12 protein-coding genes are annotated in these 13385 nt (G+C 57.5%); 6 read left to right on the forward strand and 6 right to left on the reverse strand.

What is annotated here, in order from left to right:
- Nucleotides 1–66 precede the first annotated feature (66 nt).
- Entirely contained in the window at nt 67–933 is an 867-nt protein-coding gene (gene yieE, locus ACMGGH_RS20915) for a DNA-binding transcriptional regulator YeiE (protein WP_048960972.1), read from the reverse strand.
- A gap of 97 nt (nt 934–1030) precedes the next feature.
- Here yieE and ACMGGH_RS20920 point away from each other — a divergent pair, with 97 nt between their 5' ends.
- Nucleotides 1031–2077, forward strand: a complete 1047-nt coding sequence (locus ACMGGH_RS20920; RefSeq protein ID WP_028013867.1) for a YeiH family protein — start codon at nt 1031–1033, stop codon at nt 2075–2077.
- A gap of 64 nt (nt 2078–2141) precedes the next feature.
- The gene (gene nfo, locus ACMGGH_RS20925; protein ID WP_048960970.1) at nt 2142–2999 is read left to right on the forward strand and encodes a deoxyribonuclease IV; all 858 of its coding nucleotides are present in this window, start codon (nt 2142–2144) and stop codon (nt 2997–2999) included.
- A 44-nt stretch (nt 3000–3043) separates the two neighbouring features.
- Here the strand turns inward: nfo and fruA are convergent, their stop codons facing one another.
- From fruA to fruB, 3 genes are read right to left on the reverse strand one after another with little or no spacing between them, the layout of a single operon-like run.
- Nucleotides 3044–4729, reverse strand: coding sequence for a PTS fructose transporter subunit IIBC (fruA, locus tag ACMGGH_RS20930; RefSeq protein ID WP_028013869.1), 1686 nt, complete (start codon nt 4727–4729; stop codon nt 3044–3046).
- Nucleotides 4730–4745: 16 nt separating this feature from the next.
- Nucleotides 4746–5684 (reverse strand): 1-phosphofructokinase, encoded by a 939-nt coding sequence (gene fruK, locus ACMGGH_RS20935; RefSeq protein WP_010433510.1) that lies wholly within the window; start codon nt 5682–5684, stop codon nt 4746–4748.
- Nucleotides 5684–6814: a fused PTS fructose transporter subunit IIA/HPr protein gene (gene fruB, locus ACMGGH_RS20940; RefSeq protein WP_028013870.1), complete on the reverse strand. Its 1131-nt coding sequence runs from the start codon at nt 6812–6814 to the stop codon at nt 5684–5686. Before fruB ends, fruK begins: the two co-directional genes overlap by 1 nt.
- A gap of 361 nt (nt 6815–7175) precedes the next feature.
- Here fruB and setB point away from each other — a divergent pair, with 361 nt between their 5' ends.
- Nucleotides 7176–8357, forward strand: coding sequence for a sugar efflux transporter SetB (gene setB, locus ACMGGH_RS20945; protein ID WP_193030466.1), 1182 nt, complete (start codon nt 7176–7178; stop codon nt 8355–8357).
- Here setB and ACMGGH_RS20950 read toward each other — a convergent pair.
- Nucleotides 8354–8608: a YkgJ family cysteine cluster protein gene (locus ACMGGH_RS20950; RefSeq protein ID WP_028013872.1), complete on the reverse strand. Its 255-nt coding sequence runs from the start codon at nt 8606–8608 to the stop codon at nt 8354–8356. The genes setB and ACMGGH_RS20950 overlap by 4 nt on opposite strands.
- 162 nt (nt 8609–8770) lie before the next feature.
- Between ACMGGH_RS20950 and yeiP the strand changes: the two genes are divergently transcribed.
- Nucleotides 8771–9343, forward strand: a complete 573-nt coding sequence (yeiP, locus tag ACMGGH_RS20955; RefSeq protein WP_008500940.1) for an elongation factor P-like protein YeiP — start codon at nt 8771–8773, stop codon at nt 9341–9343.
- 45 nt (nt 9344–9388) lie between these two features.
- Here the strand turns inward: yeiP and uxuA are convergent, their stop codons facing one another.
- On the reverse strand, nt 9389–10579 hold the full coding sequence (gene uxuA / locus ACMGGH_RS20960) for a mannonate dehydratase (RefSeq protein ID WP_048960966.1): 1191 nt from the start codon (nt 10577–10579) through the stop codon (nt 9389–9391).
- 205 nt (nt 10580–10784) lie between these two features.
- Between uxuA and ACMGGH_RS20965 the strand changes: the two genes are divergently transcribed.
- Both ACMGGH_RS20965 and ACMGGH_RS20970 read left to right on the forward strand, forming a co-directional pair.
- Nucleotides 10785–12251, forward strand: a complete 1467-nt coding sequence (locus tag ACMGGH_RS20965) for a mannitol dehydrogenase family protein (protein ID WP_045629871.1) — start codon at nt 10785–10787, stop codon at nt 12249–12251.
- Nucleotides 12252–12374: 123 nt separating this feature from the next.
- On the forward strand, nt 12375–13361 hold the full coding sequence (locus tag ACMGGH_RS20970; RefSeq protein WP_048960965.1) for a CobW family GTP-binding protein: 987 nt from the start codon (nt 12375–12377) through the stop codon (nt 13359–13361).
- Nucleotides 13362–13385: the final 24 nt, after the last annotated feature.

The raw sequence follows: 13385 nt of genomic DNA on the forward strand, positions 1-13385 counted from the left end.
ATGACGCGTCCAGGATTATAAGTAACGCATTATTTTTCCCTCTCCCCTTTGGGGTGAGGGGCGCTTTTACATCTCGCAGTAGCGCAGAAAACGCTGCAGCGAACTGGACAGGTGTTTCTGACGATGGTGGATGCACCACAGCGTGCGCACAAGTTTTGGCAGCGGAACGGGGATTTCCACCAGCGATCCGGTCTCCAGCTGTTCGGCAATCACCCGCCGGGAAAGACAGCTGATGCCCAGACCATGACGCACCGCGTGCTTAATCGCCTCTGAGTTTCCCAGCTCCATTCCCAGCTGGAAATGCGGCAGATGCGACAGCAGCAGGTAGTCGACAATCTCACGCGTGCCGGAACCCTGCTCGCGGAGGATCCACTGCGCCTGCGCCAGCCGCTCCAGCGTCACCTCGCCCTGCAATAACGACGAGGCCGGAGACGCAAACACCACCAGCTCATCCTCCAGCCAGGGCTCGGCAATGATATCGACGTTGTGGCAAGGACCTTCGATAAGTCCGATATCCACGCGGAAATCAATCACCGCGTTGATCACGTCCTGGCTGTTACCCACGCTCATCTCCAGCGGCAGGGTCGGGAAATCCCGGCGGTAGCGGGCAATCACTTCCGGCAGGATGTAGTTGCCGATGGTGCTGCTGGCAAATACGCGGATCGCGCCGTTGTCCTCGCGGAACAGCTGCTCGATTTCAATAGCCTGCTCCAGCAGCGCCAGCGCGCGCGGGTAAAGCAGGCGGCCATGTTCGTTGACCACCAGTCGCTTCCCTACCCTGTCAAACAGCTGGACGCCCAGCTGGCCTTCGAGATCGGTCAACGCCGCGCTGACGGCAGACTGCGAGAGCGCCATCATTTGTGACGCTTGGGTCGTCGAGCCGCTTTTCAGCACCTCGGCAAACACTTCCAGCTGACGCAATGTAATGTGCATGGTTGCTTACCACTTATAAAGATTGATTATAAATATATAATCAATTTTATTTTTAAGCCAGCGCGCCGTAACCTTTAGCCAGACAAAGGAGAAGGTTATGTCAGAAATCACCTTACAACATCATCGTACAGTGTGGCACTTCGTGCCCGGCCTTGCGCTCAGCGCCGTCGTCACCGGCGTGGCCTTATGGGGCGGCAGTATTCCGGCAGTGGCCGGTGCAGGGTTCAGCGCGTTAACGCTGGCCATTTTGCTCGGCATGGTGGTCGGGAACACCGTTTACCCCCACATCTGGAAATCCTGTGACGGCGGCGTGATTTTCGCCAAGCAGCATTTATTACGTCTCGGGATTATCCTTTACGGCTTCCGTCTCACCTTTTCGCAGATTGCGGACGTGGGCGTCAGCGGGATTGCCATTGACGTCCTGACGCTGACCAGCACCTTTTTACTGGCGTGCTTTATCGGTCAGAAAGTGTTTGGCCTGGATAAGCAAACCAGCTGGTTAATCGGCGCAGGTAGCAGCATCTGCGGCGCGGCGGCAGTGCTGGCGACGGAGCCGGTCGTCAAGGCCGAAGCCAGTAAAGTGACGGTGGCGGTCGCGACGGTGGTTATCTTCGGTACGCTGGCAATCTTCCTGTATCCGGCCATGTACCCGCTGGTAGCGCACTGGTTTAGCCCGGAAACTTACGGCATCTATATTGGCTCAACCATGCACGAAGTGGCGCAGGTGGTGGCGGCAGGTCACGCCATTAACCCGGAAGCGGAAAACGCGGCGGTCATTGCCAAAATGCTGCGCGTGATGATGCTGGCCCCGTTCCTGATTTTCCTCGCGGCCCGTGTTAAGCAGCTGGCACCGGCTGGCGGCAGCGAGAAGAGCAAAATCACCATTCCGTGGTTTGCGATCCTGTTCATCGTGGTCGCTATCTTTAACTCCTTCCACCTGCTACCAAAAGCGGTAGTGGAGATGCTGGTGACGCTGGATACGGTGCTGCTGGCAATGGCGATGGCGGCGCTGGGGGTGACAACGCATGTCAGCGCGCTGAAAAAAGCCGGTGCGAAGCCGCTCCTGATGGCGCTGGTGCTCTTCATCTGGCTGATTGTCGGCGGCGGTGCGATTAACCTCGCCGTGCACAGCCTGATGGCATAAACCATCTCGTCCTTCTCCTGTTAACCCGCTATCATAAGCGTTTCGGGTTAACAGGAGTTTTTTTATGAAATACGTTGGAGCGCACGTCAGCGCTGCAGGTGGCCTCGCGAATGCCGCCATTCGCGCCGCCGAAATCGAGGCGACCGCTTTTGCCCTGTTCACCAAAAACCAGCGCCAGTGGCGCGCCGCGCCGCTCACCGCCGACGTGATTGATGATTTCAAAGCCGCCTGTGAAAAATACCATTACGGGCCGGGCCAGATCCTTCCCCACGACAGCTATCTGATTAACCTCGGGCATCCGGTGCAGGAAGCGCTGGATAAGTCCCGCGAGGCGTTCCTTGATGAAGTGCAGCGCTGCGAACAGCTCGGGCTGACGCTGCTGAACTTCCATCCGGGTAGTCATCTGATGCAGATTGATGAAGATGCCTGTCTGGCGCGCATTGCCGAATCCATCAACATGACGCTGGATAAAACCAAAGGCGTCACCGCGGTGATTGAAAACACCGCAGGTCAGGGCAGCAACCTCGGCTTTAGGTTTGAACATCTGGCGGCAATCATTGACGGCGTGGAAGATAAGTCTCGCGTGGGCGTGTGCATTGATACCTGCCACGCGTTTGCAGCCGGGTATGACCTGCGCACCACCGAGGCAACGAAAAACACGTTTGATGAGTTTGAGCGAATTGTCGGCTTTAAGTATCTGCGCGGTATGCACCTGAACGATGCAAAAAGCGCGTTCGGCAGCCGCGTTGACCGCCACCACAGCCTGGGCGAAGGCAATATCGGTCACGACGCCTTCCGCTTTATTATGCAGGACGCCCGCTTCGACGGTATTCCGATGGTGCTGGAAACCATCAATCCGGATATCTGGGCGGAAGAGATTGCCTGGCTGAAGGCGCAGCAAACCGCAGAACAGGCGGCATAAAAAAAGCCGGGTTGCATTAGCACCCGGCTTTTTTATTGCTTCGCTTACGCTGCTTTTGCCACAACTTCCGCTTCCGGACGTTTCAGCACCGCGTAAGACAGGCCCGCCACCAGCGTACCGGCAACAATCGCCAGCAGATAACCCAGTACCGGGGTGATGGCGCCAGGGATCAGCAGGACGAACAGACCGCCGTGCGGCGCCATCAGCTTCGCGCCAATCGCCATGGAGATGGCGCCCGTTACCGCGCCGCCGACGATACAGCACGGCAGAACACGCATTGGGTCACGCGCCGCGAACGGAATCGCACCTTCGGTGATGAAGCACAGGCCCAGCACCAGCGCCGCTTTACCGCCTTCCTGCTGCGCTTTGTCGAACTTGCGACGGGCAATAATCGTCGCCAGGCCAAGCGCCAGCGGTGGCACCATACCGGCCGCCATGATCGCCGCCATCGGCGCGTAAGTCTGGGTACTCAGCAGGCCAACGCCAAAGGCGTATGCCGCTTTGTTCACCGGGCCACCCATGTCGGTACACATCATGCCGCCGAGGATTGCGCCCAGCAGCACCGCGTTCGCCGTGCCCATGGTTTGCAGCCAGTGGGTCAGGCCCGCCAGGATACCCGCAACCGGTTTACCAATCAGGTAGATCATCGCCAGACCGACCACCAGGCTGGAGATGAGCGGAATGATCAGGATTGGCTTCAGCGCCTCCATACTCTGCGGCAGCTTCAGCTTCGAGCTAATCAGCTTCGCGACGTAACCCGCGAGGAAACCGGCGATGATACCGCCAATAAAGCCGGAGCCGGTGCTCACCGCCAGCATACCGCCGATAAGACCCGGGGTCAGACCCGGACGGTCAGCAATGGAGAAGGCGATAAAGCCCGCCAGCACCGGCACCATCAGCGCGAACGCTGAACCGCCGCCGATCTGCATCAGCGCAGCCGCAAGCGTCCCTTCTTCTTTAAATGCCGTAATACCAAACGCGAACGACAGTGCGATACACAGGCCGCCCGCAACCACCATCGGCAGCATGTAGGACACGCCGGTCAGCAGGTGACGGTATGCGCCCGCAGACTCTTTTTTGCCTTCGGTCGGCGTTTTTGCTGCGCCGGTGGCCTGATACGGTTTGGCTTCTGCCAGGGCCTTATCAAACTCCTGCGCGGTCTTTTTCAGCGCCAGGCCGGTAGAGGTGCGGTACATCGGTTTGCCGGCAAATTTCGCCAGATCCACTTCGATATCTGCCGCCACAATCACCAGATCGGCCTCAGCGACCTCTTCCGGCGTAATGGCATTGCCCGCACCCACGGAGCCACGGGTTTCAACCTTCACCCACCAGCCGCGTTTTTTCGCTTCGGTTTCAATGGCTTCAGCCGCCATAAAGGTGTGCGCCACGCCCGTCGGGCAGGCCGTGACCGCGACAACACGTTTCGGACCCGAGGCCGCAGCCGGAGCCGCTGCGACAGGCGCGCTGTAGACGGTCGCGTGACCTTTCGCTTCGCTCAGGAACAGTTCCGGGTGTGCCACCGCGCGATTAATATCGCCCAGCCACACTTTTTTGCCGTTCAGCGCGCTGTCAGCGGGAATTTTATCGCCCAGGACAATCGCCAGTTCGGCATCGCCTGGGTTATCAATGATGTCCAGGTGTGCTTTTTGTGCCGCCGCGCCCAGCAGGGTCTTCGCCATGTAGGCGCGAGCCTGTCCGAGACCGGAGTCAATGATCAGCAGCGTTTTCATTATTCCTCTCCTGCTGTTAGTTAAAAGGTTTTAAGTCAACGCGCGCCATCATCGCGGCTAACTGGGTACGATCGGTAATACCGACATTGCTCTGGCTCACGGCCAGGGCTGCAACGGCGGTGGCAAGACGTAACGTATGTTCACTGGATTCACGCATCAGCAGGCCGTAAATCAGGCCGCCAACCATAGAATCCCCTGCGCCAACGGTGCTCACTACTTCCATTGACGGCGGTTTGGCAATCCATTCACCTGAAGCGTTAACCCACAACGCCCCTTCTGCACCCAGCGAGATCACCACGTGAGCAATACCCTGCTCGCGCAGCGCATGGGCGGCCTCAATCACATCTTTTAATTCCGGCAGCTTACGGCCTGCCCAGATCTCCAGCTCGCGGCGGTTTGGCTTCACCAGCCACGGAGAGGCTTTCAGACCCGCCACCAGCGCATCGCGGCTGCTGTCGAAGATAATGCACGGGCACTGGCTGCGCAGGCGCGTCATCCAGTCGGTAAACGCTTCCGGGCTGACGCCGGACGGCAGGCTGCCGCTGACGCACACCATATCGAACTGGCCCAGCCAGGTCAGGGAGTCGGTCACAAAGCGCTCCCAGTCAGCTGGCGTCACTTCGAAACCGGAGAAGTTAAGATCGGTCACTTCGCCGTCTTTTTCCGTCAGCTTAACGTTGATGCGGGTACGGCCCTGCACAACCTGGAAACGGTTGGCAATGCCCAGCTCGCTGAACAGCTGCTGGAAGCCATCCTGGTTATCTTTACCGAGGAATCCGCCTACGGTGACGTCGATACCGAGATCCTTGAGCACCTTCGCGACGTTAATCCCTTTGCCCGCAGCATGCAGGCCAGTGGTACGCACGAGGTTAACTTCGCCGCGCTCAATTTCCGGGCAAAACCCCACCAGGTCATAAGCCGGGTTCAGCGTAATAGTCGCAACACGTCTGCTCATTATGCGCCCTCCCCCAGACCTGCCGCGATGGCGTCGCCAATTGCTTTCAGCGCCTGTTCAGCATCTGCGCCCTGCGCGGTGAAGCGCAGGCGATGGCCTTTCTTCACGCCCAGCGCGACGACTTTCATCAGGCTACGGCCGTTGGCCGGTTTGCCCGAACCATCCAGGTTGGTCACGGTAATCTCGCTTTCAAATTGTTTAATGGTGTTGACCAGCATGGTGCCCGGACGGGCATGCAGGCCGTGTTCGTTACGCACCACGAACTCGGCGTTCAGCACGTCGTCCGTTAGCGCGTCGTCGCTGGTCAGCAGCGCCAGCACGGTCGCCGCATCGGCGTTCAGCAGTTTTTCAGCTTTATTGTTCAGCAGCAGATCGCCCAGACGCTTCAGCACCGAAACCGGCTGCTCATCGTTCATCGCCACAGTCACCAGCATGGCTGCTGTCTCGCCCTCAACGTCGAACGCGGTGGCGGCGCGGCTCACTGCAATTGCGCTGCGCAGGTTGCCTTCAGCGCTGTCGTTCAGCCAGATGCCCTGGCCGAGATTCAGCGGTTTATCGTTAATCACGCGCGTCACAAAGGTGGCATCAGCGGCACCCGCTTCTTTCAGGCGACCCGCGTTCAGCGCCTGCAGCGTGACCAGATCGGAGGCCACAACATCCAGCGTCAGCGTGTCGTTATCCAGCTTCAGCGCTTCACTCTGTTTTTCGCCCATCAGCAACGCCCGCAGCTCTTCAGCGGTTGTTGCAGACTTCAGCTGTTCCGCCACGGAGTCATCGCTCAGGACATGCGTCAGCTGACGCAGCAGGCCTAAGTGTTCGTCGCTGCTCGCCGCGATACCGATAGCAACATAAGCCACCTGGCCGTCGCCCCAGAGCACGCCCTGCGGGAACTGATAGACCTTAACGCCGGTTTTCAACACCTGGTCGCGGGTGTCGGTTGTGCCGTGCGGAATGGCAATGCCATTGCCGAGGAAGGTGGAGGTCTGCTGCTCGCGCGCCAGCATACCGTTTACGTAGCCGTCCGCGACGTTACCCGCCTGCACAAGGGCAGCGGCAACCTGACGAATAGCCTCTTCTTTATCCCCGGCCTGAGCGCCCGGGTGAATATCCTGAACAGATAACTGGAACATGGTTCTCCTCTCCTGCTGAAAGTGAATCGTTTCAGCTTACATGAGAAAAAATGCGCTAGCCTGCTCCGTTTGTTAAAACAAGATAGCGCTGAAACGTTTCAAAAAGTCTTGCGCTTTCTGCATTGGCTTGCAAGAAATGTCGTATTTCCGATATCAGAATTTAGAGATACTGCACATTTCTTCTGCGTTCAGCTGAATTTTGCTGAACTTCAGCAAACCAGTTTCAGCTAAGTTCAGCCAGGTGGGGAGTAAGTTGAAATGCCATTTTGATTTTTCGTGGGGTAATTGACTTCACCCACTGTTTATTTTTTAACTGACGGCGTAAACTCCGCCCCTCTCTGTTACTCGCTAATTATAAAACATGCATAACACCCCTGCGGCCACCGCGCCGAAGCCCTTTGATTTAACGTCAACGGCGTTCCTGATTGTTGCCTTCTTTACGGGTATCGCCGGTGCGTTGCAAACCCCGACGCTGAGCCTGTTCCTGACTAACGAAGTTCACGCCCGTCCGGCGATGGTTGGCTTCTTTTTTACCGGAAGCGCCATCATCGGCATTCTCGTCAGCCAGTTTCTCGCCGGTCGTTCCGACCGCAAAGGCGATCGTAAAAGCCTGATCGTTTTCTGCTGTCTGCTGGGGGTGCTGGCCTGCATCCTGTTTGCCTGGAACCGTAACTATTTCATTCTGCTGTTCATCGGCGTTTTTCTGAGCAGCTTTGGCTCAACCGCCAACCCGCAGCTGTTTGCTCTTGCCCGCGAACATGCCGACCATACCGGGCGGGAAGCGGTGATGTTCAGCTCGATATTGCGCGCTCAGGTGTCGCTGGCATGGGTAATTGGCCCGCCGCTGGCCTACGCGCTGGCGATGGGGTTTGGCTTTACGGTGATGTACCTGAGCGCGGCGGTCGCGTTTGTGGCGTGCGGCGCAATGGTATGGTTTTTTCTGCCGTCAATGCGCAAAGAGCCCAAAGTGGCAACGGGCGTGCTGGAAGCGCCGCGTCGTAACCGCCGCGATGCCCTGCTCCTGTTTGTTATCTGCACGCTGATGTGGGGCACCAACAGCCTGTATATCATTAACATGCCGCTGTTTATTATTGATGAGCTACACCTGCCGGAGAAGCTGGCCGGCATTATGATGGGCACCGCCGCGGGTCTTGAGATCCCAACCATGCTGATTGCAGGCTATTATGCGAAGCGTTTTGGAAAGCGTTTTTTAATGCGCATCGCGGCCGTCGCCGGGCTGCTATTCTACGTTGGCATGCTGACGGTCCATACGCCAGCCCTGCTTCTTGCTTTACAGCTGCTGAACGCCGTGTATATCGGCATCCTGGCGGGGATTGGCATGCTCTACTTCCAGGATCTGATGCCGGGGCAGGCAGGTGCCGCCACCACCCTTTATACTAATACCACCCGCGTGGGCTGGATTATCGCGGGCTCGATGGCCGGTATCGTTGCCGAGATCTGGAACTACCACACGGTGTTCTGGATTGCGCTGGTGATGTGTACGCTGACGATTGGCTGTCTGGCGAGGATCAAGGACGTTTAAGGCGCGGTGAGCGCTTCCAGCTCCAGCAGCCATGTCATTGCCTGCGCGCGCGTGCTGCCGCACATTTCAGCTGATGGCTGAAGCCCGGAACAGACCTTCGGGCGCAGGGGAGACTCAAAGATCATACACAGGTTGGATTCAGAGAGCTGAACGCAGCGGGTATTGGCGGGCTTGCCTTCAGGCATGCCTGGAATGGGGCTTGAAATGGACGGAGCGGTACAGCACGCGCCGCAATCTGGACGACAATCCATACATGCTCTCTCGGTGGCGAACACCCGTACAGTCGGGCATCGGGCGCACAGTAACACCTTTTGCGTATTGATAGCAAAAGCCACGAATTCCACTTGCCTGAAAGGCCGCGCGCGAGTAATTTGGCGCGATATTTTTTACCTCCCGTAGACAGGATTACTGCAATGCCAAGAGCGAACGAAATTAAGAAAGGTATGGTACTGAATTACAACGGCAAATTGCTGATTGTGAAAGACATCGACATTCAGGCACCAAGCGCCCGTGGTGCAGCGACGCTGTACAAAATGCGTTTCGCCGATGTGCGTACCGGCCTGAAGGTGGAAGAACGTTTTAAAGGTGACGATATCGTTGATACCGTGACTCTGACCCGTCGCTACGTTGATTTCTCCTACATCGACGGCAACGAATACGTGTTCATGGATAAAGAAGATTACACCCCGTACATCTTCACCAAAGATCAGATCGAAGAAGAGCTGCTGTTCATTCCTGAAGGCGGTATGCCAGACATGCAGGTGCTGACCTGGGACGGCGTGCTGCTGGCGCTTGAACTGCCGCAGACCGTGGATCTGGAAATCGTTGAAACCGCGCCGGGCATCAAAGGCGCGTCAGCAAGTGCGCGCAACAAACCAGCGACCCTGACTACCGGGCTGGTTGTGCAGGTGCCGGAATATCTCTCCGCTGGCGAGAAGATCCGCATCCATATTGAAGAAAAACGCTATATGGGTCGTGCTGACTGATTATGGCATTTGTCGGGTGGCGGCTTCGCCACCCGACAATTCCGGTTACAAAAGCTCCGGATACTTCGTCATCTTCAGCGCCAGCTCGACCCCTCGCACTTCCGCCATCCCCTTCAGGCGGCCAATCGCCGAATAGCCCGGGTTGGTTTTCTTACGCAGATCGTCCAGCATCTGGTGTCCGTGATCCGGACGGAACGGAATAGGACGCATATCGCCCGTCTGCTTGCGACGCGCCTCTTCAGCCAGAATAGCGTCCACCACCGCGACCATATTCACATCACCGCCAAGGTGCGCGGCCTCGTGGAAGGTCTTTGGATTCTCCTCCCGGCAGGTCGCACGCAGATGCGTAAAGTGAATGCGATCGCCAAAGGTTTCTATCATCCGTACCAGGTCGTTATCAGCGCGCACGCCGTAGGAGCCGGTACACATGGTAAAGCCGTTGTGGATGCTGTCGACCGTCTCTTTCAGCCATTGCATATCTTCAATCGTAGACACGATACGCGGCAGGCCGAGGATAGGACGCGGCGGATCGTCCGGGTGTACCGCCAGACGCACGCCGGCTTCTTCCGCAACCGGAACGATAGCGCGCAGGAAATACGCCATGTTTTCACGCAGCTGCTGCTTATCAATATTGCCGTATTCCGCCAGACGCGCGCGGAACTGGTCCAGCGTGTACCCCTCTTCCGCACCCGGCAGGCCAGCAATGATATTGCGGGTCAGCTTCTCAACGTCCGCTTCACTGGCGGCATTGAACCATTCAAGGGCCTGCTGCTGCTCTTCAGCGGTGTAATCCGCTTCGGCGCCCGGGCGTTTCAGAATGTGCAGCTCAAACGCCGCAAAGGCAATCTGGTCAAAACGCAGCGCCTTCGAGCCGTCCGGCATCTGATATTCCAGGTCGGTACGCGTCCAGTCCAGAATCGGCATGAAGTTATAGCAGACCGTATCAATGCCGCAGGCCGCCAGGTTGCGAATGCTCTGCTGATAGTTTGCTATCCAGGTCCGGTATTCCCCGGAATGGGTTTTGATATCTTCGTGAACCGGAATGCTTTCTACCACAGACCAGGTTAACCCCTTCTCCGCCAGCAGCGCCTGACGCTGTTGAATCTCCTCAATCGGCCATACCTGGCCGTTAGGAATGTGATGCAGCGCCGTGACGACACCCGTTGCGCCAGCCTGACGCACATCATCAAGAGAAACCGGATCGTTCGGCCCGTACCAACGCCAGGTTTGTTCCATTGCCTCATCCTCTCAAGTTGTTATACCAATATGGGTTACTGCAATGACGACTACCATACATGTTTGCCGTGAAGGGTCAACACGCCGCCACACATTGATTGATCAAACTCACAGAACGGGGATATTTACGGCTTACCAATTTTATTTGCTGTCATATAACTTTAGACTGGCATTGTTAATTAATGGTTAATCAGGTGTGTATTTCATGAAGACAATTGCCTCAACCGCCCTTCCAGCCCAGGTTCAACAACCGCGCTACGATCGTCATCAACTGCGCTCCCGCATCGTCCATTTCGGCTTCGGTGCGTTTCACCGCGCGCATCAGGCATTGTTAACAAACCGGGTGCTGAATGAAAAAGGCGGCGACTGGGGAATTTGTGAGATTAGCCTGTTCAGCGGCGACGTGCTGATGAGCCAGCTGCGCGCGCAGGATCACCTGTTTACCGTGCTGGAGAAAGGTGCTGAAGGAAATCAGCCGATTATTGTCGGGGCCGTACATGAATGCCTGAATGCAAAGCTGGACTCTCTGCCCGCGATAATAGAGAAGTTTTGCGAGCCGCAGGTGGCGATTGTGTCGCTCACCATTACGGAGAAAGGCTACTGCATCGATCCCGCGACCGGTAAGCTGGATTTACAAAACGCCCGGATCGTCCACGATCTGGAAAATCCCGCTGAGCCGCATTCCGCGCCGGGGATCCTGGTCGAAGCCCTTAATCGCCGCCGCGAGCGCGGCTTGCCTGCGTTTACCGTGCTTTCCTGCGACAACATTCCGGACAACGGCCACGTGGTGAAAAATGCGGTGCTTGGCATGGCGCAAAAGCGCTCCCCGGCGCTGGCGGAGTGGATCGAGGGCCACGTGAGTTTTCCGGGAACGATGGTCGACAGAATTGTTCCCGCCGCGACGGAGGCCTCGCTTGCGGAAATCGCCGACGCGCTCGGCGTTGACGATCCCTGCGCCATAAGCTGCGAGCCGTTTATTCAGTGGGTAGTGGAAGATAATTTTGTCGCCGGGCGTCCGGAGTGGGAAGTGGCGGGCGTTCAGATGGTGCAGGACGTTCTGCCGTGGGAGCAGATGAAATTACGCATGCTTAACGGCAGCCACTCTTTCCTGGCGTATCTGGGGTATCTCGCCGGGTACGCGCATATTAATGAATGCATGGAGGACGCCACCTTCCGCGAAGCTGCCCGGCGGCTAATGCTGGATGAACAGGCGCCTACGCTGCGTATAAAGGATGTCGACCTGACTGCCTATGCCGACAGCCTGATTGATCGCTTTGCTAACCCGGCGCTGCAGCACCGTACCTGGCAAATCGCGATGGACGGTAGCCAGAAGCTGCCGCAGCGAATGCTGGATGGCATCCGCGTCCACCTTGAGCGTAAAACAGAATGGCCGCTGCTGGCGCTGGGCGTCGCTGGCTGGATACGCTACGTCAGCGGGTTCGACGAACGCGGCAACGCGATTGACGTTCGCGATCCCCTCAGCGATAAAATCCGCACGATTGTCGAGGCCAGCAGCGACGCCGACCGCGTCAATGCGCTGCTGGGGCTGAGCGAGGTCTTCGGTCACGATCTCGCGCAAAATAGCGTTTTCGCTGAGGCTGTCAGCCAGGCCTACCAGCGCATCACCCGCCGTGGCGCACGCCAGGCTGTTATTGAAACGTTAAATCTTTAGCGATTATTGCGCTTAATGCGAACGGACATTGCCTCCGTTCGCCCTCCCCCTTCTCATTGCGCCCGTTTTTCGCCAGGATAAGAGCATAGTGTTATAGCATCACAATTCTCTTGCGGAGCGCACGTGACCAAAACCAACCTCATCACCGGTTTTCTCGGCAGCGGTAAAACCACCTCTATTCTTCATCTGCTGGCGAATAAAGATCCCGCCGAGAAATGGGCCGTGCTGGTCAATGAATTCGGCGAAGTGGGGATTGATGGCGCGTTGCTATCATCCAGCGGCGCAATGATTAAAGAGATCCCCGGCGGATGCATGTGCTGCGTAAACGGCTTACCGATGCAGGTAGGCCTCAATACGCTGCTGCGTCAGGGCAAACCGGACCGCCTGCTGATTGAACCTACCGGTCTGGGCCACCCGAAGCAGATCCTCGATTTACTGACCGCCCCGGTTTACGAGCCGTGGATCGATCTTCGCGCCACGCTGTGCCTGCTCGATCCGCGTCAGCTTCTGGATGAAAAAGCGGTGGCCAATGAGAACTTTCGCGATCAGCTCGCCGCAGCAGACGTTATTGTCGCCAATAAAGAAGATCGCGCCACGGCGGAAAGCCGGGCCGCGCTGGACGCGTGGTGGCAGCATTTCGGCGGCAATCGGACGCGGGTGCAGGCCACGCAAGGGAATATTGATAGCGCCCTGCTGGATCTTCCGCGCCTGAACCTGGCGCAACTCCCGGCCAGCGCAGAGCATGCGCATCACCATTCTGCAAAGCAGGGTCTGGCCGCGCTTAGCCTGCCGGAACACCAGCGCTGGCGTCGTAACCTTAACAGCGGTCAGGGGTATCAGGCCTGCGGATGGATTTTCGATGCCGATACCGTTTTCGATACCATTGGCATCCTTGAGTGGGCCAGGCTTGCGCCGGTCGACCGCGTGAAAGGGATCATGCGCACGCCAGACGGGCTGGTGCGGATCAACCGCCAGGGCGACGATTTCTTTATCGAAACGCAAAACGTCGCGCCACCTGACAGCCGAATAGAGTTAATTAGTGCGGTTAACGCCGACTGGAATGCCCTGCAGTCCAGCCTGTTGAAGCTTCGTTTAAGTTCGGGCGGCTAACGTTGCCCCAGTTTTCACTCAATG

It is taken from the genome of Enterobacter sp. BNK-16, assembly GCF_048684955.1.
Taxonomy (GTDB): domain Bacteria; phylum Pseudomonadota; class Gammaproteobacteria; order Enterobacterales; family Enterobacteriaceae; genus Enterobacter; species Enterobacter bugandensis.

Bases quoted from the DNA above. Each gene is read 5' to 3' on its own strand.
- setB (WP_193030466.1), top strand. From the start codon at position 7,176: ATGCATAACACCCCTGCGGCCACCGCGCCGAAGCCCTTTGATTTAACG.
- fruA (WP_028013869.1), bottom strand. From the start codon at position 4,729: ATGAAAACGCTGCTGATCATTGACTCCGGTCTCGGACAGGCTCGCGCC.
- ACMGGH_RS20950 (WP_028013872.1), bottom strand. From the start codon at position 8,608: ATGGATTGTCGTCCAGATTGCGGCGCGTGCTGTACCGCTCCGTCCATT.
- yeiP (WP_008500940.1), top strand. From the start codon at position 8,771: ATGCCAAGAGCGAACGAAATTAAGAAAGGTATGGTACTGAATTACAAC.
- ACMGGH_RS20965 (WP_045629871.1), top strand. From the start codon at position 10,785: ATGAAGACAATTGCCTCAACCGCCCTTCCAGCCCAGGTTCAACAACCG.
- ACMGGH_RS20920 (WP_028013867.1), top strand. From the start codon at position 1,031: ATGTCAGAAATCACCTTACAACATCATCGTACAGTGTGGCACTTCGTG.
- fruB (WP_028013870.1), bottom strand. From the start codon at position 6,814: ATGTTCCAGTTATCTGTTCAGGATATTCACCCGGGCGCTCAGGCCGGG.
- uxuA (WP_048960966.1), bottom strand. From the start codon at position 10,579: ATGGAACAAACCTGGCGTTGGTACGGGCCGAACGATCCGGTTTCTCTT.
- fruK (WP_010433510.1), bottom strand. From the start codon at position 5,684: ATGAGCAGACGTGTTGCGACTATTACGCTGAACCCGGCTTATGACCTG.
- nfo (WP_048960970.1), top strand. From the start codon at position 2,142: ATGAAATACGTTGGAGCGCACGTCAGCGCTGCAGGTGGCCTCGCGAAT.
- yieE (WP_048960972.1), bottom strand. From the start codon at position 933: ATGCACATTACATTGCGTCAGCTGGAAGTGTTTGCCGAGGTGCTGAAA.